This is a genomic window from Nitratiruptor sp. SB155-2, assembly GCF_000010325.1.
Lineage (GTDB): Bacteria > Campylobacterota > Campylobacteria > Campylobacterales > Nitratiruptoraceae > Nitratiruptor.
The window spans coordinates 520,721-544,096 of sequence record NC_009662.1; the positions used below are offsets into that span (position 1 = coordinate 520,721).

At 41.0% G+C, this 23,376-nt stretch carries 22 protein-coding genes; 14 read left to right on the top strand and 8 right to left on the bottom strand.

The features are described from left to right. Positions 1-8: 8 nt before the first annotated feature. The 4 genes from NIS_RS02915 to NIS_RS02930 all read right to left on the bottom strand — a co-directional run bounded on the left by NIS_RS02915 (position 9) and on the right by NIS_RS02930 (position 4,079). A complete protein-coding gene (locus NIS_RS02915) occupies positions 9-1,373 on the bottom strand; it encodes an OprD family outer membrane porin (RefSeq protein ID WP_012081903.1) in 1,365 nt (454 codons plus the stop codon). A gap of 68 nt (positions 1,374-1,441) precedes the next feature. Next, positions 1,442-2,086, bottom strand: coding sequence for a response regulator transcription factor (locus tag NIS_RS02920; protein WP_012081904.1), 645 nt, complete (start codon positions 2,084-2,086; stop codon positions 1,442-1,444). Continuing rightward, positions 2,083-3,684 carry a cache domain-containing protein gene (locus NIS_RS02925; RefSeq protein WP_012081905.1) on the bottom strand — a complete coding sequence of 534 codons (1,602 nt, stop codon included), beginning with the start codon at positions 3,682-3,684 and terminating at the stop codon, positions 2,083-2,085. Before NIS_RS02925 ends, NIS_RS02920 begins: the two co-directional genes overlap by 4 nt. Beyond that, complete coding sequence (locus tag NIS_RS02930; protein WP_012081906.1) at positions 3,681-4,079, bottom strand: thioredoxin family protein; 399 nt, start codon at positions 4,077-4,079, stop codon at positions 3,681-3,683. The genes NIS_RS02925 and NIS_RS02930 overlap by 4 nt, the downstream gene beginning before the upstream one ends. A gap of 64 nt (positions 4,080-4,143) precedes the next feature. Here NIS_RS02930 and NIS_RS02935 point away from each other — a divergent pair, with 64 nt between their 5' ends. Genes NIS_RS02935 through NIS_RS02950 form a run of 4 tightly spaced genes read left to right on the top strand, consistent with a single transcriptional unit; the run spans position 4,144 to position 7,049 of the window. Beyond that, positions 4,144-4,509 carry an HIT family protein gene (locus tag NIS_RS02935; protein ID WP_173026297.1) on the top strand — a complete coding sequence of 122 codons (366 nt, stop codon included), beginning with the start codon at positions 4,144-4,146 and terminating at the stop codon, positions 4,507-4,509. Continuing rightward, positions 4,499-4,726, top strand: coding sequence for a hypothetical protein (locus NIS_RS02940; RefSeq protein WP_012081908.1), 228 nt, complete (start codon positions 4,499-4,501; stop codon positions 4,724-4,726). The genes NIS_RS02935 and NIS_RS02940 overlap by 11 nt, the downstream gene beginning before the upstream one ends. Then, entirely contained in the window at positions 4,727-5,059 is a 333-nt protein-coding gene (locus tag NIS_RS02945) for a hypothetical protein (RefSeq protein ID WP_012081909.1), read from the top strand. A gap of 37 nt (positions 5,060-5,096) precedes the next feature. Beyond that, entirely contained in the window at positions 5,097-7,049 is a 1,953-nt protein-coding gene (locus tag NIS_RS02950; RefSeq protein WP_012081910.1) for a M3 family metallopeptidase, read from the top strand. On the opposite strand, the gene NIS_RS02955 is transcribed toward NIS_RS02950, so the two are convergent. The 3 genes from NIS_RS02955 to NIS_RS02965 are packed head-to-tail and all read right to left on the bottom strand — an operon-like array spanning position 7,038 to position 10,653. Beyond that, complete coding sequence (locus tag NIS_RS02955) at positions 7,038-7,883, bottom strand: ketopantoate reductase family protein (RefSeq protein ID WP_012081911.1); 846 nt, start codon at positions 7,881-7,883, stop codon at positions 7,038-7,040. The genes NIS_RS02950 and NIS_RS02955 overlap by 12 nt on opposite strands. After that, positions 7,880-9,433 (bottom strand): fatty acid--CoA ligase, encoded by a 1,554-nt coding sequence (locus tag NIS_RS02960; RefSeq protein ID WP_012081912.1) that lies wholly within the window; start codon positions 9,431-9,433, stop codon positions 7,880-7,882. Before NIS_RS02960 ends, NIS_RS02955 begins: the two co-directional genes overlap by 4 nt. Before the next feature lie 8 nt (positions 9,434-9,441). Then, positions 9,442-10,653 (bottom strand): OmpP1/FadL family transporter, encoded by a 1,212-nt coding sequence (locus tag NIS_RS02965; protein ID WP_012081913.1) that lies wholly within the window; start codon positions 10,651-10,653, stop codon positions 9,442-9,444. 119 nt (positions 10,654-10,772) lie between these two features. On the opposite strand from NIS_RS02965, the gene NIS_RS02970 reads away from it, so the two are divergent. From NIS_RS02970 to NIS_RS03015, 10 genes are read left to right on the top strand one after another with little or no spacing between them, the layout of a single operon-like run. Next, entirely contained in the window at positions 10,773-11,273 is a 501-nt protein-coding gene (locus tag NIS_RS02970; RefSeq protein ID WP_041354146.1) for a peptidylprolyl isomerase, read from the top strand. Further along, positions 11,274-13,154: an NAD(+) synthase gene (locus tag NIS_RS02975; protein ID WP_012081915.1), complete on the top strand. Its 1,881-nt coding sequence runs from the start codon at positions 11,274-11,276 to the stop codon at positions 13,152-13,154. Then, on the top strand, positions 13,148-14,230 hold the full coding sequence (locus tag NIS_RS02980) for an epoxyqueuosine reductase QueH (RefSeq protein ID WP_012081916.1): 1,083 nt from the start codon (positions 13,148-13,150) through the stop codon (positions 14,228-14,230). Before NIS_RS02975 ends, NIS_RS02980 begins: the two co-directional genes overlap by 7 nt. A gap of 1 nt (position 14,231) precedes the next feature. Further along, positions 14,232-14,678, top strand: a complete 447-nt coding sequence (gene fabZ, locus NIS_RS02985) for a 3-hydroxyacyl-ACP dehydratase FabZ (protein WP_012081917.1) — start codon at positions 14,232-14,234, stop codon at positions 14,676-14,678. Further along, on the top strand, positions 14,678-15,442 hold the full coding sequence (gene lpxA, locus NIS_RS02990) for an acyl-ACP--UDP-N-acetylglucosamine O-acyltransferase (RefSeq protein WP_012081918.1): 765 nt from the start codon (positions 14,678-14,680) through the stop codon (positions 15,440-15,442). The genes fabZ and lpxA overlap by 1 nt, the downstream gene beginning before the upstream one ends. 8 nt (positions 15,443-15,450) lie before the next feature. Continuing rightward, positions 15,451-16,680 carry an ATP-dependent Clp protease ATP-binding subunit ClpX gene (gene clpX, locus NIS_RS02995; protein ID WP_012081919.1) on the top strand — a complete coding sequence of 410 codons (1,230 nt, stop codon included), beginning with the start codon at positions 15,451-15,453 and terminating at the stop codon, positions 16,678-16,680. A 9-nt stretch (positions 16,681-16,689) separates the two neighbouring features. Beyond that, positions 16,690-17,724 (top strand): rod shape-determining protein, encoded by a 1,035-nt coding sequence (locus NIS_RS03000; RefSeq protein WP_012081920.1) that lies wholly within the window; start codon positions 16,690-16,692, stop codon positions 17,722-17,724. Next, entirely contained in the window at positions 17,717-18,466 is a 750-nt protein-coding gene (mreC, locus tag NIS_RS03005; RefSeq protein WP_012081921.1) for a rod shape-determining protein MreC, read from the top strand. The genes NIS_RS03000 and mreC overlap by 8 nt, the downstream gene beginning before the upstream one ends. 43 nt (positions 18,467-18,509) lie before the next feature. Further along, the gene (carB, locus tag NIS_RS03010) at positions 18,510-21,764 is read left to right on the top strand and encodes a carbamoyl-phosphate synthase large subunit (protein ID WP_012081922.1); all 3,255 of its coding nucleotides are present in this window, start codon (positions 18,510-18,512) and stop codon (positions 21,762-21,764) included. Further along, positions 21,757-22,209, top strand: coding sequence for a Sua5/YciO/YrdC/YwlC family protein (locus NIS_RS03015; RefSeq protein WP_012081923.1), 453 nt, complete (start codon positions 21,757-21,759; stop codon positions 22,207-22,209). The genes carB and NIS_RS03015 overlap by 8 nt, the downstream gene beginning before the upstream one ends. Here NIS_RS03015 and NIS_RS03020 read toward each other — a convergent pair. Next, entirely contained in the window at positions 22,206-23,333 is a 1,128-nt protein-coding gene (locus tag NIS_RS03020; protein ID WP_012081924.1) for a cytochrome-c peroxidase, read from the bottom strand. The two genes, NIS_RS03015 and NIS_RS03020, sit on opposite strands and share 4 nt — an antisense overlap. Positions 23,334-23,376: the final 43 nt, after the last annotated feature.

Consider the following 23,376-nt stretch of genomic DNA (forward strand, 5'->3'; position numbering starts at 1 on the left):
CAGCTCCTTTAAAATTTGTAGTTGACGATAAAACGATATTCGTCCCAGCCAAGATCGCTGCCATCTGCTTTTGCGAGAAATTTTCTTGGGAAATTGCCACGGAAACGTAGTTGCAGATTTTTTACGGCTTCTGGATAGTAGATAAAATCAAATCCAGCTTCTGTTGCAGTCCAGCTGTGTGCATAATCAGCTGAGTCAGTTGCCAAAGAGTTATTTTGACCCACATCGAAAGAGGTGTAAAAAAAAGCAGTTTTGAGATTGAGACCATAGTCACTCCACTTATATGCAGCTGCAACTTTCCAGGCATCCGTATCGGCAAAGAATTGGTGGCGTGTCACCATGCCTTGTGTGAATGCCGGCATACCTCCCCATGGTGTAATCACCCCTCCATTGACAGCAGCATTTGTATTTGAATTTGTAGTGGAGTAGGCTGCATAGGCTGTGAAATAGTGGTAACTACCACCAATTTTGGCTCCAAAGTAGTTACTCTCCACTTCTCCCGCCAACTTATTGCCCACATCTTTTTCATTGATATACTGCAGTGCTGCAAATGGTTTGATCTCGTCGCTAATGAGACAGTTCCACTTGAAATCTGCCTGTAGATAAACAGCATTTAAAATATCGTGTGCATAGTAGTCCCAGACCTGCAAGCTAAGATTTTTGATTCCTTTATAGATAATTGCTACTGTTGTAACACCATCTGTATCTTGTCCAATGGCATATTGCCCCATATCCAGAAAATGTCCCACAATGCCTGTTTGAGTAGGATTGAGATATCCTGCACCATATCCTGCAGTTAAAGCCAAAGCTGGAAGTGGAAGACGATATTGGTTGTAAAATGTTCCGGGAGCAACTTTCGTTATATGTGCTGCTACGAGGGTAGTGGATGGTAAATCGGTGTTGGTAAGCACATAGGCTTCAAAAAGAGTCGGAATTGTTCTTGCATCGTCAGCTGCTGCGAGAGGAGTATCGAGTCTTTGGCGTCCAGCTTTGAATGTAGTATTGCCTCTTTTATATTTAATGTAGGCTTTTCCTACAAAAGCGTAATCTTCTCCCTTGTCACCGAGCAATGAGGTGTTGAGTTTACCGCTTGAAAATGAAGGGTTTAATCCAAAGTCGCTTACACTATAGAGAGCGGCACCAAGACTTATGCCCTTGAAAGAAGCTGTCTCATAGTGCAGATCTAGACCTGCTGCAAAAGCGTCTATATCTTTTTTGGAAATACTTCCTTGCCAATGCCTATCTATATATATAAGACGTATATGGCCTTTGAAATTGCCATTTGTGAAAGCCTCTTGCAGAGTTGGAACTTCACTGGCATAGCTAAGAGTAAGTAGCGAGCTTGCAGCAAATGAAAGTGCGATTTTTTTCATTTAGACTCCTTGAGAAATAGTTCAGACTATATTCTAGGGAGCAAACGTAGCATGAATGTAGCAAAAAACTATTTATCTATCTTATATCCAACACCGCGAATGTTTTGTATAAAATCTTCACACAAAAGCTTTTTTAGGCGAGAAATTTCTGCGCGTATCGTGGGATTATCCACAAACTCTTCTGTATATACATACTCGCGAAACATATCATAATCGACTACGATACCTCTATTTTTTGCTAAGAGTTCGATGATTTGCTGTTGTCTTTTGGTAAGTGTTACTGGAGTATTATTGAAATAGAGGGTTTTTTGCTCAAAAGAGTAGCTGTAGCTTTTTGAAAGAACTACATGGGATTTATCTTGAATGGCAAGCTTTTCTATGCGAAGCTCTAGTTCTTTAAGATGAAAGGGCTTTTTGATGTAGTCTTTGCATCCAAGTTCAAAACCTTTTGTGATATCTTCAATATCTGTGAGGGAAGAGATGAAAATAACTGGAGTGTAGCGTTTATGCTCTTTTAAAAGCTCCATCAAAGTAAATCCATCGATATTGGGAACATTGATATCGAGGATGAGCAGATCAAAGGAGCTTTGTTGTATGAGCTCAAATGCCTGCTCCCCATCATATGCAGTTGTGACCTGATGGCCGATCTTTTCAAGGTAACGTTCTATCGAATCGCACAAAATTATCTCATCTTCCATCAAAAGTATTTTCATTGTCTCTTCCAAATGTAGCGGAATATATTGTATTTTCCATCATTATCCACTTCGATGGTGCAACTGTTTTTGTCGCAAATCTCTTTAACAAGCGCTAAGCCTAGTCCAAATCCACCTTTGGCTTTATCTTCTCTATAAAACTGTGTGAAAATTGCCTCTTTGTCTTCTATTTTTTTTGACTCAGTCCAAAACTCAAGTACTATTGTATCTTTTTTATAGAGTTTAACAGTGATAGCTGTATTTATATGAGAGTATTTGATAGCGTTGGAGAGATTGTTGTCTATGATTCGCTGTAACTCTATCTCGTTGATAAAAAGAGTGATATCTGGCTCAATTTTAGTAATAAAATGTAGACGACTCCCTTTGGCTACTTCAGTAAAAAACTCTACTCGTTGCTCTAAAAATGATGAAACATTGATGAAGTTCTTTTTATATTCGACTCTATCTTTTTTTAGTAGATACGCTAGATCGTTATAGATATTGTGGATGATTTTGATACCAGATTCAATATTGGTAAGCTCTTGGTTTTTGATGTTTTCCATTTTTAAAAGATCTATATTTGTAAGAATGATACTTAGAGGTGTATTAATCTCATGAATGGCGGTTTTTAAGAAACTATCTTGATCGTGTAGGAGCTTTTCTGTAAACTCTTTACTTCTTTTTAGCTCTTCATTTTGCTGGTTGAGTTTTTGTGTTTTTTGCAAGACTTTGAGTTCAAGGGTCTTATTGAGCTCTTGCAGCTTTTTTGTTCTATCTTTGATGATTTTGATCATTTTATTGGTATAGCCTGCTATCTCTTTGAATTCATTAAATAAGAGATCTTGGGCATAGATATAGGTTCCATGGTTAGCAGCATCTTGTGTTCGTATTTTAATCTTTTGTAGTGAGCGCTCAATGAGATTGGAGGTGTAGCGCAATATTACAAATGTGGCAAAAAAGAGCATAAAAGAGAGTGTGAGAATGTTGATGATATATTTTACCATTTTGTCTCGGTAGGCCAGCTTTTTTTGGCGGATTATCTTTTCAATTTCATCGAGATATACACCAGATCCTACCATCCAGCCAAAAGGTTGGTACGCTTTTGCATAGCTTATCTTTGGAGCAAGAGTATTTGTGGTTGGTTTGTTCCAGTAGTACTGTACAAATCCCCCATCAGGTTTTTTTGAGACTTCAATAAGCTCTTTTATGACTTTTTTCCCAGTAGGATCAGTAAAGTTGATGAGATTTTTACCTTTGTTTTGTTTTAAAATTGGATCTGCTACATTGATTCCATCAAATGTATAGATAAAAATGTACCCAGTACCATCTCTCTCATTTCTCATGTACTCTATTGCATCGATGATCTCTTTTTGGAGTTGTGAAAGAGGCTTGTTTGGATCTTCTAGGTGTTTGTACGATATATAGCGAAGAGCACGAAGAGTCTCTTTTTTTACGAGCTCTTTTTGTTTATTGATAAAATTTTTCTCAAAAAGAGCAATCTCTTTCTTAAATTCATTGTACTCTTCATATACAATCAATGCAGTAAAAAGTGTAACAAAAAGAATAAAAAGTACAAGTGTAAAGAGTTTGATATTTTTAAAGCCAACTCTCCTTATCATCGATGAAGCTCTCGTTTAACATCCTCTAAATCGCTCCAAAAATCTTCTTTTGGCCAGTAGCCGATTATTCTTTTTATTATAGTGCCTTCTTTTAGGACATACATGGTCGGTACATATTGGGGAAAGAGATCGTCTGGATATTCACTTGTGTCGCGGTCCAGTATAACAGCGATGAAATGTTGATTGATAAATTGTGCAATTTCGGGATCTTGAAGTGTTGTTGTTTTCATTTTGTGACACCAACGGCAAGGTGGAACAACTCTTTCGATAAATATAAAAAGCGGTTTTTTTTCTTTCAATGCGAGATCGTAAGCTTTTTGAAAATCGTGTTGCCATTTGATGGATGAAGCGACAAGCAGAGAGCTCGAAAGAATGAATCCCAAAATTTTTTTCATATTGTCTCCATTTTTTGTCAAAATTATAAGAAAAGAAAAGAACAAAAAGCAAACAGGGAGTATGATGGTGTATGAAAATCGCTATATCTATATCGAAGTCGAAGAGAGTGAAGTGCCATGGCTCAAAATTTTTGCAAAGAAAAAATGTAAAGAGATGAGTGATTGTGATGAAGTAACAAAGAAGATGATTTTTAAGGCTCTCGAAATAATAGAAAAAGAGATGCTTGACTATTTTAAACCAGATAAGATCAATATTGCTTCCTTTGGCAACTATGTACCCCAGGTGCACTGGCATATTCAGGCAAGGTTTCAAAATGACAGCTTTTTCCCTGAACCTCTTTGGGGAAAAAGACAGCGAGAGGGAAACGTACAACTTTCTCCTATGGAAGATTTTATCAAACGTATAAGAGGACAACTAGATGCACTCTAAAATAGGTACGTGTCCAAAGTGTGGGAAAAATATTGCTGATAGAGGTGGCTTTTACGGATGCACGGGATTTTCAGAGGGTTGTGATTTTAGTGTCGGCAAAGAGTCTCTTGTACATCTTGGCCATTCTGTCATAACTCCCAAAGAGATGCGAATGCTACTCAAAGGTCCAACGCAACTCTCATTTAAAATGAGTAGCGGCGTTGAGCGCCTTTTTTGAGTGGAACTCGTAGAAAAAGAGGGAAAGTTTTGGCCACAGGTCGATTTTGAAGCCGGAGTGGAGGCGGCATCATTTGGGAGTTGTCCGGTGTGCCAGGCTGATGTGGTGGAGTATCCATTGAGTTACGGATGTAGTAGATGGGAAGAGGGGTGCGAATTTGCTATTTTCAAAAATGCCATTAGTCGGTTTGGCGGGAAAGAGCTTACGAAAAAGCAGGTAAAAGAGCTCCTGCAAAAAGGAAAAACAGAAGTATACATACGAAGATTTGGTAAAAAAACGAGGAAAGTTGAACTCCTTGTTGATGAGGTGTACGGCTGTAAAGTCTTATTTTGAAAATGCTACAATTTGCAAAAAAATTGAAGGAGGCACAATGCCCAATTTTCCAGAATTTAGAGTAACTGATGAAAATTTAGACAAACAAAAAGAGCTTGTGCTGCGAACCATCGAAGAAAATAGGAAAAAGATCGAAGAACTTTTGAATATGGAGCCAAAAACATATGAAAACTTCGTGCGGCCACTGCAATTGATGGAAGAGAAGCTAGGGTTTTATTTTAGCCCCGTTTCCCATCTAAATTATGTAAAGAACTCTCCTAAAACGGAAGAAATATATAACGCTTTGTTACCGGAACTGAGCCGTTATCACACAGAACTTGGACAAAACGAGAAGATTTACGAAGCTCTAAAGCAGATTTTAGAAGAAGATCTGGCGCCAGAGCAAAGAAAAGTGGTTGAAGATATGATCATAGAGTTTGAGCTCAGTGGCGTAGCACTGGGGAAAAGTGCGAAAGAGGAGCTCAAAGCGATCAATATCAAACTGAGTGAGCTTACCAGCAGTTTTGGACAAAATCTTCTTAAAGCCACCGATGCCTATGAGATGATTGTAAGCAAAAGTGATGTAGAAGGAATGCCGGAAAGTCTCAAAGAGGCTGCAAAGTGTGAAGAGGGATACAGGTTTACTCTCAAACAGCCAAGCTATATCGCCTATATGACCTATGGGCCAAACAGGGAAAAAAGAGAAGAACTTTACAAAGCTTATGTGACAAGAGCACCTGAAAACGAGGCTTTAATAGATGAGATTTTAGCCCTTCGCCATAAAAAAGCAAGACTTTTGGGGTTTGAGAACTATGCCGAGTTAAGTCTTGAAACAAAAATGGCTGCTTCACCTGAGGAAGTAGTCTCATTTTTAAAAGATTTGGCACAAAAAAGCAAACTTCAGGCAAAAAAAGAGTTTGAAGCACTGCAAGCTTTTGCAAAAGAGCAGGGTGCTAAGTACGATTTGAAGGCTTTCGATATAGCCTACTGGAGTGAGAGACTCAAAAAGGCAAAGTATGATATCGATGATGAGGAGTATAAACCCTATTTTGAAAAAGATGCTACAGTCAACGGTCTTTTTACCTTTTTGCATAAACTTTTTAAGTTAGAGTTTCAAGAGATCGATACGCCCGTTTGGCACGAAAGCGTCAAATGTTATGAGATATCTTTGCCAAACAGGCTTGTTGGAAGGCTCTATGTGGATCTGGAGGCCAGAGAAGGCAAAAGAGGCGGAGCATGGATGGATGAGTGGGTGAGTCACCATATTGATCAAAAAGGTGAAGTGGTATATCCCGTTGCTTACATAGTGGCAAATTTCGCACCTGCAACGAAAACCACTCCAAGTCTTTTGCGTCCTGATGATATTGTTACGCTCTTTCATGAGATGGGCCATGCACTGCATCATCTACTCAGTGAAGTGAGTGAACCTGCGGTCAGTGGCATAGCCGGCGTCGAGTGGGATGCAGTGGAATTTCCTAGCCAGTTCCTGGAGAATTTTGCCTATGAAGAAGAGGTTTTACATCTTTTTGCAAAACATTACAAAACGGGTGAGCCACTCCCTAAAGCAATGATTGAGCGACTCAAAAAAGCCAAAAACTTTCAAAGTGCCATGGCAATGGTTCGCCAGCTTGAATTTGGTCTTTTTGATATGCTGGTGCATATGGATTGGCCAGTAGATGTGCAACAAGTACTGGATGAGGTACGAGAAGAGGTGAGCGTTGTTCCAACGCCGCCATACAACAAATTCCAGTGGGGTTTCAGCCACATCTTTGCCGGTGGATACGCGGCGGGATACTATAGCTACAAATGGGCCGAAGTTTTAAGCGCCGATGCCTTTTTTATGTTTGTGGACAACGGGATTTATAACGATGAGATTGCCGAGAGTTATCTGCAAGAGATCCTTTGCAAAGGAGGAAGCCGACCGGCGCTGGAAAGCTTCAAAGCTTTTGCGGGAAGAACACCAAAAAGCGAAGCACTACTTAAGCTTTGCGGGATAGAATCAGAAGCGTAACTGTAACTCTCTATAGATTTTGGCAATATTCCCCGTTGGCATCTTTTGGGCTAAAAAGCCCAAAAGGTTGTCCAGTTCCCCTTTTCGGCCTTTTTCAAAATCGAGCTGCAGTGATGTTTTCGCATTGGTTGGAGATTTCTGTAAAAGGTCGATTGCTTTTTGGATATCATCTTCATCTAGTGCAACTCCTTCGTTTCGAGCAACGTGAACAATCTCTTCCAAAATGGACCGGAACTCCTCTAGATGATGCGACACAATCTCTCCAAATGTTTGGTTGTAGTATGTCGCAAGAGCAGCAGTGGCAGCGATAAATAGATACTTTTGCCAAACTGCTTTTTCTATGTTTTCAGGAGTTTGTGTTTTGATACCGGCTTTTTCGAAATACGCTTTAAGTGACTGGGTGGTTTCGTTGATGTTTTCGAAAACTACCATGGCGCCTTTGCCTTTTACTTCTATTGATCCATCATTTTGCTTGTTGGAAATGATATAGACCGCTCCATGGATGACCGTGGCAGCAAAATGTTTTTTTAGAAGAATATAGGGTAAAACTCCGTTTAAAAGTGGTAGAACAACACTCTTTTCGTCTATATTTTTTTCTATTTTTTTCATTTTTTCCAGCAAAACGTTGCTTTTTGTTGCAACGATAACAACATCGTATCGTTTCTCTTTTGGAGGTGTTGCGCAGATAGGAATATCGTATTTAGTGATTGTGTCTTGCTCTTTTATCACTACTTCATTCGTTGAATCGCTAATGAGATCTACACTGCATATTGGTGATAGTTTTGCCGCTATATATCCTCCTACGCCTCCCCCGCCAAGAATTGCTATATTCACTCTTTTTCCTTTTGCAATCTCTCTTTTAGTACACGTTTGAGTACTTTACCTGTTGCATTTTTTGGAAGTTCGTCGACTATATAGACCGATCTTGGCACTTTGAAGTTTGCAAGATGCTCTTTGAGGTAGCGTTTGATCTCGTTTTCACTGATTTTTTCCCCATCCTCAAGTTCCACATAAGCTACCGGAACCTCTCCGCTCTTTTCATCTTTGATGCCGATGACGGCCGCTGCTTTGATATGAGGGTTGTTCATTAAAACTTCTTCAATTTCTCTAGGATAGATGTTGATGCCTTTTGAGATGATGAGATCTTTTTTCCTATCGACGATGTAAATAAACCCCTCATCATCCATATAGCCTAGATCTCCCGTTTTGAGCCAACCGTTGACGATCGTTTCAGCAGTGGCTTCAGGACGTTTCCAGTAGCCCTGCATGACATTGTCGCCTTTGACGATAATCTCGCCAACTTCTCCTCTAGAAAGCTCAACCATATCTTCATCCACGATCTTGACTTCAACTCCAGGAAGTGCCGGACCTACCGATTTTGGTTTTTGTTTATTGGGAAGATTGACTGCAACCACAGGGGAGCATTCGCTCAGTCCATACCCTTCCAAAAGTTTTCCTTTTTTAAACTTGCTTTGAAAGCGTTTCAAGGTATCTTCCGGCAATGCTGCAGCGCCGCTGACATAATATTTGACTTTATTGAACCAGTGGAAATACCAAGGAAGTTTTGCTTTGGAAAGTGCGTTATAGACATCGGGTACACCTGTAAAAATGGTAACTCTTTTTAAAAGCAGTTGCTTGATGATATTGGAAAATGGCATGATGGAGCGAATAATGACTACGGGTGAACCAAAATAGAGGGGCATTAAAACAGTAACCGTTAGCGTAAAAGAGTGAAACATTGGTAGATAGACGATGAACCGATCTTTGGGTGTTATGGTCAGAAGCCTTTCGACACCTAAAATATTGGAAAAGATGTTTCTATAAGAGAGCATCGCCCCTTTTGGCTTTCCTGTGGTCCCGGAAGTATAGATGATCACAGCCGTATCGTCGATATCTACATGCTGATTCAGTTTTTCATGACTTTCCAGGCTCTCTAGTATTTCGGAAAAAGCGATATTGTTTTCATCAAGCCCTTGATATTCCCCTTCCCATACAATCTTTTGTACATTGGTAGTTTCCAAAACATTACGAAGCTCTTTAGCGTACTTGGCACTTGCTGCAAGGAGTTTCGCGTCACTGTCATTGAGGATGAAAGTGATTTCATCCTCTTTTAAAAAATTATTGATAGGAACGGGGATCGCTCCTAGTTTTTGCGCAGCGAGAAGTGTGATGATGAACTCAAGAGAATTCGCCATAATAATGGCAACTTTTTCCTCTTTCTGTACCCCCATAAGCTCCATAAATCGTGCAAGCGTATCGATTTTTAATAGAAGTCTATGGAACGTGATTTTGCGCTCATCTATAAAGTAGGCTACACTTTTAGGCCTTTTTGTCGCGTGTTCTTTCACAATCTCATAGAAATTGTTATATCGGTAATCGAACATCGAATTCCTTAAAATTTATAGTTCAGTGAGAGATTGAGCAGCTGTGCCGCAACGCCATCTCCAAAAGTTCCAACGATTCCATTTTTGTTCTCTCCAAGAGAAAGAGTTCGTCCGATTTTATAGTCTGCAAGATAGGAGATTCCAAGTTTCAAATCCTTTTGTATTTCATAGAGAGCTCCAAGAGAAAAAACGATCGCATCACTATCAGGGAGCTCATATCCTAGGGTTTGGGCTGGAATCGGTGCTTGGTCATAAGCGATACCATACATAGTGGTCAATTTTGCACTGTTTTTATATGTCAAACCCAAGCGGAACGTGTTGGTATCATCCCAGTTTTTTTCAGAAACGACAGTCGGTACAGTAGGGTCTTCGAATGTCATAATGAGCTTCTCATAACTGCTCCAAAAGGTTCGCTCATACACAAACTCGACTGTTGCCTTTTCGTTCACTTCAACTGCCGCTGCCAAAGCAAGAGTTGCCGGAAGGGGAACTTCGGTACGACCTTTCGTTTTTGTCGTCCCGTTATGAACCACATTTCCTTTCTCTTTGAGATCGATTTTTGAATTGAACGTAGCTGCAAGGGTAAGACCTTCTAATCTGTACGTGGCAGCCAGTTCATAGCCGTATCGCGTCTGAATATCGCCATCCATATCGTATGTGCCTAGTACAGGATGATCGAATCTGATTTTGCCGTCGGTAAATACAACCCGGATGCCACCGCCAACTGCGAAATTCTCATTGACAAGGTAACTAAAACTCGGCATCACCTGAGCAGTTCTTAGGGTAAATTCCCTTGCGCTCCAAGTTTGTGGTGCTTTGTCCCACTTTTTGGCAAAACCGGCAGGTGTTGTGACACTCATACCAAATCGAAATTTTCCAAACTTTTGGCTGACATAATGGAAATGAGGAATAAGATATTGTTGAGACTGGCTTTTTGCAGATGCGGGGATTAAAGTAGGAGGAGGTCCCGGATTTGTCACTTGTTGCCCATCAAAATCGACTTTTGAAAGATACGCACCTGTAAAACTGAGCTCCATATAGTTTGCATCATCCATAAAAGCCATATTGGCCGGGTTGAAGTAAGCAGCATCAGCATCTTTCGGTGCTGCAACGTAGGCTCCGGCAAGTGCGATGCTCCTGGCAGACTGTTCTGGAATTTTATAGGCTGCACCAAAAGCGAGTATTGAGGCACTTCCAACTGCTAGAACGATTTTCTTCATGGTTGAACCTTTCATTGTTGTTGTAAAATTTATCCGATTGTAACAAAGGTTTCGATAAACTTAATTTAATGTAGTACAATTTAAAAAAATATAATAATGAAGGTGTGCAGATGATTAACATTTTTGGAAAAAAATTAAAAACGTATGACTTGAGTGATGTTCAAAAGTATCAATGGGCCCATATCAAGGTTAAGGATAAAGGCGATATCTGGATCAAACTCTTTCCCGAAGAGGTTCCAAATACGGTAGCGAACTTTGCTCATTTGGCAAACAGTGGATTTTACGATGGACTCACGTTTCACAGAGTCATCAAAGGTTTCATGGCACAAGGTGGATGTCCTGAAGGAACGGGCAGGGGAGGACCAGGTTGGGCGATAGCGTGTGAAACAGATAAAAATGTACATAAACATAAGCGTGGAGCAATTTCTATGGCCCATGCGGGAAAAGATACGGGAGGTAGCCAGTTTTTTATCTGTTTCGTGGACTGTCCCCATTTAGATGGCGTTCATACCGTATTTGGACAGATTCCGGAAGATGATGCCGAGTCTCTCATGACACTCGATATGATTGATCAAAACGATATCATGGAAAAAGTGGAAGTGAAAGAGGATAGAGACTAGATGTTTGGATTTATCCGTGTTGCTGCCATTTCGCCAAAGCTCTTTTTAGCCGATATAGAAGCAAATACAAAGCATATCTGTTCGCTTATTCAGTCGCAAAAAGAGGTGGCGATTACTCTTTTCCCTGAGCTTTGTATCACCGGATATACGATGGGTGATCTCTTTTTTCAAGAGATTGTGCACCAAAAGATATTGGAGGCGCTTGAAGAGATCAAAAAGTGTGTGATGGATGGCGTGGTTATTGTAGGAGCCCCCCTTTGGTACAAAGAGAGGCTCTATAACTGTGCAGTAGTCATGCAAAATCAAAAAATTGTAGGCATTGTTCCAAAAAGCTATCTAGCAAACTACCGGGAATTTTATGAAAAACGGTGGTTTCATAGCGGCAAAGATATAAAAGGTGCCACACTGCTTGATGTCCCATTTGGAACAGATCTTCTTTTTCGCTATAAAGAACTCTGTTTTGGCCTAGAGATTTGCGAAGATCTCTGGACGCTCACTCCTCCATCTTTTACTATGGCTGCGGCTGGAGCAAATGTGATATTCAACCTCTCAGCCAGTGATGAGCTTGTTGGAAAGCATGCTTATAGAAAAGAGCTTGTGAAAACACAGAGTGCCAGGATTGTCGGAGCCTATGTCTATGCCAGTAGTGGTGTTGGTGAAAGCAGTAGTGATCTTTGTTACAGCGGAGCTACCATTATTGCAGAAAATGGATCGATTCTGGCCGAAGGGGAACGATTTGTTTTTGATGATGTGGTAACAATAGCCGATATCGATATTGAAAAACTGAAAATTTTACGCCAAAGTGAGACAAGTTTCGGTGATGCGGATGTGCAAAATTTTCGAGAAGTTGCGCTTTCGCCCCTTCCTGAGACAAAAGATGTAAAAAGACCATATAATCCACACCCTTTCGTTCCTCCTAAAAATATGAGAGAGGAAGTGTGCCATGAAATTTTTTCTATCCAATCTTCTGCCCTCGCTCGAAGAGTGATGCATATAGCAAAAGAGACGAAACTGGTTATTGGTGTCAGTGGAGGGCTTGATTCCACCTTGGCGTTGTTAGTCTGTGCAAAAGTGTGTGAGATTTTACAAAAACCGTACTCTGATATCGTAGGCGTTTCCATGCCTGGATTTGGAACGACAGATGCAACGAAAAAGAGTGCACGAAAGCTCTGTGAAGCGATTGGGGTAACATACAAACAGATCGATATAACAAAAAGTGTTTTACGACACTTCGAAGATATCGATCACGATCCCGATATTTGTGATGTAACCTATGAGAATGCTCAGGCAAGAGAGAGAACGCAGATCTTGATGGATTTGGCCAATGAAGTGGGCGGTATTGTCATAGGGACTGGGGATCTGAGTGAAATCGCTCTTGGCTTTGCTACCTACAATGGCGATCATATGGCCATGTACAATGTCAATGCCGGTGTACCAAAAACCCTCGTTCGCTATGTGATAGAGTGGGTGGCAATGCAGCAAACAGATATAACGCAAATACTTCTTGAAATTATCAATCGTCCGGTGTCTCCGGAGTTGCTTCCAGCCAAAAATGGCAAAATAACTCAAAAGACGGAAGATATCATAGGACCTTATGAACTCCATGACTTTTTCCTCTACCATTTTTTAAAATATGGAGCAGAACCTAAGAAGATCGTTGCAATGGCAAAGGTAGCGTTTGAAGAAAAATATGATGAATGTATGATCAAAAAATGGCTAAAGCTCTTTTTAAAACGCTTCTTTGCCAACCAGTTCAAACGAAATGCGATGCCAGATGGCGTTAAAGTTGGTACGATAGCTCTTTCTCCAAGAGGGGATTGGCGTATGCCAAGCGATGCAAATGTAAAAATCTGGTTGCATGAATTGGGGGATGAATGCTAGTGCATATCTGTTGCAGTGTGGATAGTCACTTTTTTTTGGAAAAATTGAAAGAGAAATATCCCGATGAGAAGCTTATCGGATTTTTTTATGATCCGAACATTCATCCTTACAGTGAGTACAAACTGCGTCTATTGGATGTGGAGCGAAGCTGTAAGAAACTCGGTATCGAGCTGATTGAGGGAGAATACGATTACGAGTCGTGGCTGCAGGCGGTGCGAGGTTTGGAGAACGAGCCTGAAAAGGGAGAGCGGTGCAAAGTCTGTTTTGATAAAAGGCTGCAAAGAGCCGCACAAAAGGCAAAAGAGATAGGAGAAAAGCGATATACGACAACTTTGCTTGTCAGTCCTCTCAAATCTCAAGAACAGCTCAAGCAAAGTGGTGCGGAAGTTGATCAAAAACTCGGAACGGAGTTTGTGTTCGTGGATTTTCGCTCTTTTGGCGGGACACAACAACAGGCCAAAGTGACAAAAGAGCAGCAGCTCTACAGGCAAGATTATTGTGGTTGCCTCTTTGGGCTTTCCCAGCAAAGAGCACATCAGCAAGTGATGATGGCTGAGATGATTGAACCGATTACCAGACAGATACTTCCAGGATCTATCAATGAACGATTGCAGATGTATCAAAAAAGAGTGGAATTGGAAGAGCAAGGGATTGGATATAAGATCGTACGAAAGCGTTTTTTGAACTATCGATTGCTGAGAGCTTTTGTAAGAATTGAGAAAGAGGTGGTTCCAAGTTATATATTGAGCTACTCCCATCTTCGAAGAGATTTTGCCAAGGCTAAGATAGAAGAGATTATCGATGGTATTGGATATGCCAACAGAGATGAAATAAAAATAGTAGATCTTGATTATATCAATAGATACATGGAAAAACCATTTTCAAATGTAAAAGAGCTTGCATTCCGAGGTTTACCATGGCAGTTGGAACAAAAAATCCGATTTGATATTGAAGGATTCGCGAACAGTTTGTCTCCTATTGTTGTTTTAGATAAAATTCCAGATAAAAAGTTTGAGATATATATAGAAGCACAAAGCTATAAAGATGTAAAAGAGACTCTTGTCATAAAGGATTGAGATGCTAGATGTTGTAGAAATTCAGAAGATTCTTCCCCACAGATACCCTTTTTTGCTAGTCGATAGAGTTGTGGAGCTGGAAAAGGGGAAAAGCGTCAAGGCATACAAAAATGTGAGTATTTCTGAACCTGTTTTTGAGGGGCATTTCCCGGGTCATCCAATCTATCCAGGCGTTATGATCATAGAGGGAATGGCACAAGCCGGAGGCGTTTTGGCATTTCTGAGTAGCTCTGAAGAGGAGCAAGAGGCGGCAAAAGATAAAGTGGTCTATTTCATGAGTATCGACAAAGCAAAGTTTCGCAATCCTGTAAGACCCGGAGACAAGCTCGAATACCATTTGGAAGTTATCAAACATCGCGGCTCCATCTGGGTACTCGATGGGAAAGCCTATGTGGATGGGAATTTGGTTGCCGAAGCAGAGCTTAAAGCAATGATTGTGGATAAGTAATGATACACTCTACAGCAATAATCGAAAAGGGCGCAAAAATTGGCCAAAACGTAACTATCGGGCCAAATGTCTTTATCTCGAAACATGCAGTGATTGAAGATAATTGTACGATCATGCAGGGTGCCATCATTGATGGGAAAACGAGAATAGGGGAAGGGACAAGAGTTTTTTACAATGCCGTTGTCGGATCGATCCCCCAAGATTTGAAGTTTAGTGGAGAGGATGTTGAACTTGTTATCGGTCGTAACAATACTGTCCGAGAATTTTGTCTCATAAATCCGGGGACCGCACATGGTGGCGGCAAAACGATTATTGGAGACAACAATCTATTGATGGGCTATGTACATGTGGCTCATGATTGTAAAATTGGCAATAACTGTATCTTGGCCAATGCAGCGACGCTTGCGGGACACGTAGAGCTTGGAAACAATGTAGTAATTGGTGGGATGACACCGATACATCAATTTGTCAAAATCGGTGATTTTGCCATGATTGGAGGAGCGAGTGCTGTGAGTCAAGACATTCCTCCATATACGTTGGCTGAAGGTAACAGAGCGAAACTCAGAGGCCTCAATCTCGTCGGACTTCGCAGAAATTTTGGCAATGAGGTAGTGGATGAGATCAAACAGGCATTTAAAAAACTTTTTAAATCTGGTGAATCTCCCAAAGAGGTGGCCAAGGAGCTGATAAACAGTCCTAGCCAATACGTACGAAATCTTGCACAGTTTGTACTGGAGTCTAAAAGAGGAATACCATATCGATAAGGAAAATAATGTTAAAAAAGTGTAGTTTTTGTGGAAGTTTCGAGAGTCGTGACAATCCTTTGATAGCTGGAAGTGACAGTAATGTTTACATTTGTAAAAACTGTATCGTTTCGGCGTACAAGATTTTATTTGGCGACATTGAAGAGAAGGAAGAAGGAGAGGACCTAACACTTGATTATCTTCCAACTCCAAAAGAACTCAAGGCTATTTTGGATCAATATGTAATAGGTCAAGAGAAAGCGAAAAAAGTTTTCAGCGTTGCTGTATACAACCACTATAAAAGAATTTTCAAACAAGACATGGTTGACGAAGATACGGAAATCGCAAAATCAAACGTTCTTTTTATAGGACCCACAGGAAGTGGGAAAACATTGATGGCTCAAACAATGGCGAAAGTTCTGGATGTGCCTTTGGCGATCGCGGATGCGACAAGCCTCACGGAAGCCGGCTATGTAGGCGAGGATGTGGAAAATATCCTTACGCGTCTTTATCATGCAGCCGATGAGGATGTGAAAAAGGCCGAAAAAGGAATCGTTTTTATCGATGAGATCGACAAAATTGCGAGACTGAGCGAAAATAGAAGCATCACGAGAGATGTGAGTGGAGAAGGTGTACAGCAGGCTCTTTTGAAGATCATTGAAGGAAGTGTTGTCAATATCAGTGCTAAAGGAGGCCGAAAACATCCAAATCAAGAGTTCGTCCAGATCGATACCTCAAATATCCTCTTTATCTGTGGCGGGGCATTTGATGGACTGACGGATATCATTAAACGAAGATTGGGTGGCAATGTTCTTGGATTTGGCCAGGAAAAACGCAGTAAACGGGATGAGAGTGATCTACTAAATTATGTCGAACCGGATGATTTGGTCCATTATGGTCTTATTCCAGAGCTTATCGGTCGCCTTCATATGATTGCCACACTCAATGAATTGAGCAGAGACGATATGGTACGTATCTTAACAGAACCAAAAAACGCTCTTGTGAAACAGTATAAGAAGCTCTTTGCTTTGGATGAAGTGGAACTTTCATTTGAAAAAGAGGCACTTGAGGCGATTGCAGACCTTGCCATCAAAAGAAAGACAGGTGCACGGGGACTTCGTAGCATTATGGAAGAGATTATGGTCGATATCATGTTCGATCTTCCAGAATACAAAGGGTACGAGGTGGTCATTACAAAAGATGTAATAGAAAAACGATCGGCTCCTATACTTGTCAAAAAACAGAAACGCACCGCATAAGGAACAGGGATGATATTTGATAAATTGATCGGAATGTTCTCCAACGATATGGGGATCGATCTTGGTACGGCAAATACTCTTGTTTTGAGCCGGGGAGAAGGAATTATCATCAACGAGCCATCTGTTGTGGCTATTAAAAGTGATAGACAGGGGCGTCAAAGAATTTTGGCTGTAGGGAAAGAGGCCAAAGAGATGGTCGGAAAAACTCCGGGTGATATCAAAGCGATCCGACCTATGAAAGATGGCGTCATAGCAGATTTTGATATTACTGAGAAGATGATTCGATACTTCATCGAAAAAGCACACAAACGAAAAGCCTTTATTCGACCTCGCATTATCATCTGTGTTCCCTACGGCTTGACGCAGGTAGAGCGAAAAGCTGTGAAGGAGTCGGCTCTGAGCGCAGGAGCAAGAGAGGTCTATTTGATTGAAGAGCCGATGGCCGCTGCTATCGGGGCAGGACTTCCTGTTAAAGAGCCACAAGGGAGTCTAGTCGTTGATATCGGCGGTGGTACTACCGAGATTGGTGTCATTTCGCTTGGTGGTCTTGTGGTAAGCAAATCGATTCGGATAGCTGGAGATAAGATCGATGCAGCTATTGTCGATTTTGTCAAGAAAAAATACAACCTCGTGATAGGCGACCGAGTGGCCGAAGAGATAAAAATAGAGATAGGCACGGCACTGCCACTGGATGAACCTTTGAAGATGAACGTGACAGGACGTGACCAGGTGGGAGGACTTCTCAACACTATAACGGTAACGAGTGAGGATATCTACGAAGCGATGAAAGAGCCTTTGAAACTTATAGCAGAGGCTCTAAAAGATGTGTTGGAACAGACACCGCCAGAGCTTGCCGGAGATATTATCGAAAACGGCATCGTTCTTACAGGAGGAGGCGCTTTGATACGGAATCTCGATCGCTATCTTTCCCAAATCGTGAAGATTCCGGTCTATATAGCCGAAGAGCCTCTGTTGGCCGTAGCCAAAGGAACGGGAAAAGTATTGGATGAAATAGAGATTTTGCAACAACTCACTGATGAATAGAAAACTTCTTTTCTTTTTGTTCGCTGTCTTTTTGGCAGCCCTTCTTTTTTTGACAAACCAAATATTCAAAGATTTTGTGCTTGACTTTACATTCGGTATAAAAAAAGAGTATCTTCAACTGAAAAAAAATTTTAATCAATTCTTGGAAGATCATTTTAATCAACAGCAAACGATACAAAAATTACGAAATCAAAACAGAGAACTTTTCCAATACAAAATTTTATATTCGGATATAAAAGAGAGATACAATGCGCTGTTACAAGATTGTCATATTATTGAAAAGACATCTCTTCATTTGCAGCCAGTTCAGGCTCTTTCATATGTGACACTTGGTGATTTTACTACACTCTGGATCGATGCGGGTATTCCAAATGGGACTATCGTAGGCGCTTTGAAGGGAGCTTACGTTGCAGGGATCGCTATGGGAGAAGGCAAAAGAAGTAAACTATTGCTTTTGGGAAATAAAAAGTGCTCTTTTGGAGTACAGGTTGGAACAAAAGCATATGGAATTGCCGTTGGGAATGGGGACAACCGCTTTACTGTCGTCAAATATATCCCAAACTATGAACATATCCATATCGGTGACGAAGTGGTGACAAATGGTTTGGACGGACTTTTTATTTACGGAATAAAAGTGGGACGCGTCGTGGAGATCAAACACGAAGGCAGTTACAAGATTGCAAAGGTTCGAAACTATGCCGATCTGTCACATCCATGGTTTTTTTGGCTAATGAAGTTATAAACATTATTTGGATAAAATCAAAAACTAAAACGCAAGGGATATCATGCCAAAAAGAGAAGATATCAAAACGATTTTACTCATAGGATCTGGCCCCATAATCATAGGTCAGGCATGTGAATTCGACTACTCCGGAACGCAAGCTGTAAAAACTCTCAAATCTCTTGGATACAGGGTTGTTCTTATCAACTCCAACCCGGCAACCATCATGACCGATCCCGGTTTTGCCGATCGAACCTATATCGAGCCTATAACAGAGGATGTGGTATACAAGATCATTCAGCAAGAAAAAGTCGATGCGATACTTCCTACAATGGGTGGTCAGACGGCGCTCAATGTGGCGATGAGCATGTACGAGAAGGGGATGTTAGATGGTGTTGAGTTTTTAGGAGCTAAGCCTCAAGCCATTAAAAAGGGTGAAGATAGACAGGCTTTTAAAGAAGCGATGCTCAAAATCGGTATGGATTTGCCGAAAAGCCGGTACGCCTACAGCATGGAAGAGGCGATGGAAGCAGCTGCCCAGATCGGTTTTCCTCTCATCATCCGAGCCTCCTATACCCTTGCAGGTGGTGGAAGTGGAGTTGCATACAACATCGATGAGTTTAAAGTTTTGGCCGCAAAAGGATTGGAGGCAAGTCCTATCAACGAGATCTTGATAGAAGAGAGTCTCCTTGGATGGAAAGAGTATGAGATGGAGGTGATACGGGACAAAGAGGATAACTGTATCATCGTCTGCTCCATCGAAAATCTCGATCCTATGGGTGTTCATACCGGGGATTCCATCACTATAGCCCCGGCATTGACGCTTACAGACAAAGAGTATCAACGAATGCGGGATGCCTCTTTTGCAATTTTGCGCGAAATCGGTGTGGATACGGGGGGAAGTAACGTTCAATTTGCGGTCAATCCAAAAACAGGGCGAATGATTGTTATCGAGATGAATCCAAGAGTCTCACGAAGTAGCGCTCTTGCTTCCAAAGCCACAGGCTATCCTATTGCCAAAGTAGCCACTTTGCTTGCTGTTGGGTATACGTTAGATGAGATTGAAAATGATATTACGGGAACTGCTGCAAGTTTTGAGCCAACAATCGACTACATTGTGACAAAAATCCCTCGATTCACATTTGAAAAATTCCCTATGGCTGACTCTACGCTGACTACCTCTATGAAGAGTGTTGGTGAGGTGATGGCGATAGGACGGACCTTTAAAGAATCTATCCAAAAAGGGCTTTGTTCGCTAGAAACAGGACTCAGCGGGTTTGAAAAAATTGAGGCTGACATCGATACGATCCGAAGAGAGATTAGAAGACCAAACGAAAAAAGACTTCTGTATGTGGCTCAGGGATTTCGAGAAGGCTTGAGTGTAGAAGAGATTCATGAACTTTCCAAAATCGATCCGTGGTTTTTGTACCAAATCGAAGAGATAGTCGCGTTTGAAAATCAAATCGATCTTGATATTTTGCAAAACGAAGAGCTTTTGAGACTTGCTAAAACCTATGGCTTCAGCGATAAGATGATCGCAAAACTCATCAATGAAAAAGAGCATACCGATTTGAGTGAAAACGATGTATACAATGCAAGAGTGGCTTTAGGAATTGAACTCGAATACAACGAGGTAGACACCTGTGCGGCGGAGTTTCCAGCCCGTACGCCTTATCTGTATAGCTCTACGAATATCACGAAACTGCCAAAAGCAAAAAAAGAGAGTGATGAGCAAAAAGTTCTCATCATCGGTGGCGGTCCAAATAGAATTGGACAAGGTATCGAGTTTGACTACTGCTGTGTCCATGCCGCATTTGCTTTAAAAGATATGGGTATAAAGTCTATTATGTACAACTGCAACCCTGAAACGGTTTCTACCGACTATGATACGAGTGATATACTCTACTTTGAACCAATTGACTTAGAGCATGTGCGCCAAGTGATCAAAGAGGAAAATCCAAGCGGCGTAATTGTCCATTTTGGCGGACAAACGCCACTCAAACTTGCAAAACCTCTGACTGCTTTGGGAGCAAAAATCGTAGGAACAAGTGCGAAAGTGATCGACTTGGCAGAAGACAGAGAGAAATTCAGTACGTTCGTTGCCAAAAACGGACTCAAACAGCCGCCAAATGGAACTGCGTTTACAAAAGAGGATGCGCTCAAAATCGCCGATGAGATAGGCTATCCGGTCCTTGTTCGTCCTAGTTACGTATTAGGTGGTCGGGCGATGCGTATCGTTTACAACGAAAATGAACTCAAAGAATATATGGATGAAGCGGTCAGTGTGAGTCATGAGTCCCCTGTACTCATCGACAAGTTTCTAGATCATGCAATCGAACTGGATGTAGACGCGATAAGTGATGGAACAAATGTCTATATCGGTGGCATCATGCAGCATATAGAAGAGGCAGGTATTCATTCAGGTGACAGTGCTTGCTCTTTGCCTACAGTAAGTATCGATGAAGCGATTTTGCATGAAGTCGAAAATCAGACGAAAAAAATTGCACTTGGTCTCGGAGTTAAAGGTTTACTCAATATTCAGTATGCCATTTACAAAGATGAAGTGTACCTCATAGAAGTCAATCCAAGAGCTTCGAGAACTGTACCATTTGTGAGTAAAGCAACGGGTGTGCCAATGGCAAAAGTGGCAACCAGAGTGATGATCAAAGGAGATCTCAAAGAGGCCCTTGAATTTTACGACGAATATGACATAGTGGACTTTAGCAGCGAAATCTTCAAACCGAAACTCAAAAGCCATATCTCGGTAAAAGAGGCGGTTTTTCCATTCAACAAACTCCCAGGAGCCGATCTCATTTTGGGACCTGAGATGAAGAGTACCGGTGAAGTGATGGGGGTGAGCGAAACTTTTGGAGAGAGTTTTGCAAAAGCGCAGTTCGCTGCCGGTAACAGACTCGCTACAAGTGGGAAGCTCTTTTTATCATTGACCGATTATGACAAACCCTTTGCACCAAAGCTGGCAAAAACCTACATCGATCTTGGATTTGAGATCGTTGCCACGAGAGGAACCCATCAAATTTTAAAAGATAATGGTGTCGAGAGTCAACTTGTTCTCAAAATCAGTGAAGGTCGACCCAACATCGAAGATATGATCAAAAATGGTGAAATAGCAATGGCCATCAACACTAGTGACAACAAAGCGAGCAAAAACGATGCAAAACGGATACGAGAACAGGTTTTAAGACACCAGATTCCATACTTTACTACCGTATCTGCTGCACTTGTGGCTGCAGAAGCGATACGATCTTTGAAAGAGCATGAACTGCAACCAAAAGCGTTGCAAGATTATTTGAATGAGTAATATCTTAGATCCAAAGAAAATCTATTTGGCTCAAACCGACACAACAGTCGGCTTCTTGAGTCAAGATGACTCCAAACTGGCAAATATCAAAAACCGACCTCCATCAAAACCCTTCTTGATAGCCGTTTCCTCTTTTTCAGTGTTGAAGTATTTTGTCAGAGTTCCTAACAAGTATAAAAAGAGAGTGAGACGATCGAAAAGGAGCACTTTTATCTATCCAAATGGTAAAGCATTGCGGGTTATCAAGAGTACAGAGCACTATAGATTTTTGAAAAAGTTTGGTTGGTTTTACTCAACGAGTGCCAATGAGAGTGGGAAAAGGTTTGAACGCCACTGGGCTGTTCAAAAAGCCGATATTGTGGTAGAAGATAGACGAGGTCTTTATGAAAGTAAGCCTTCAAAAATCTTTCGACTATCACAAAGAAAACTCAAAAAGATTCGTTAAATACCATAATCGATTATATTTCCTTCAAGGGTATGCAAAAATGCCTCAATACTATCAATTTGTTCTTTGTTTAATTCCAATCCTCTTTGGTATTTTCCCATTATCCGAATAGCCTCTTTGAGGTTTTTGACGGTGCCGTTGTGAAAATAGGGGGCTGTTTTGGTGATATTGCGCAAGATTGGTACTTTAAAATATCTGGCACTGTTTTTTCCGTAGTAATGACCAATATCTGGAAACGGGTAGGGATCGTACGAGATATTTGTATCAAAACGCAACTCTTTGAAATAATATTTATTGTCATAAAACCCAAAAACCGGATAGATAGGGCTATGATATTCGATAACTGGAAATTTTTGTATTATCTGTCCGCCAACGCTGCGTCCCATATGGCAGGCCTTACAGCCGATATTGATAAAAAGTTTTAATCCTTTTTGCTCTTTTGGAGTCAATGCACTTAAATTGCCATCAAGAAAATCATCAAACCGCCCTCGTGTAAGAAGCGTTCGTTCATACGCTCCTATCGCTTTTGTAATTTGATCAAATGTAATGGTGTCATCGCCAAAAACCTCTTGAAACATCTTGCGGTAAGATGGATTTTGTCGTACCCGTTCCACCACCTCTTTTGGCGTCATTGCCATTTCAAACGGTGCTTGCAAAGGACCTTTTGCCTGCTCTTCTACACTTTTTGCTCTTCCATCCCAAAATTGAAACTTTTGAAGGGCGGCATTGAGAACGGTTGGGGAGTTAAGATGATGAGGATTTTTTCGGTTTTTGTAACCGATTGCCGTTGGCCTGTCATCATCTCCGCCTCTGTCAAGATCATGACAACTTGCACAGCTGATAGTTCGATCTTTGGAGAGACTTGGATCGAAAAAGAGCATCTTCCCAAGAAGAATTTTTTCTTTCGTAAGTCTATTGGATGGTGTATCGAGAAGTTTTAAAAGCTCATCAAAATTTTTTGGATTGGATCGAAATCCAGCAGAAATTGCCAATTGCCGAAGCTGTTGAGGAGATATTTGCTGTACGGGTGTATGAAGTGTAACATAGGTGTTAACTTTTCCTAAAATATAGGGAGTAGTAATGATAAGAAATGGCAAAACAATAAGAATAAATATTTTTTTCATAATAAACTTTCTTATTTGGATAAATTCATAAGAAAGTATATAA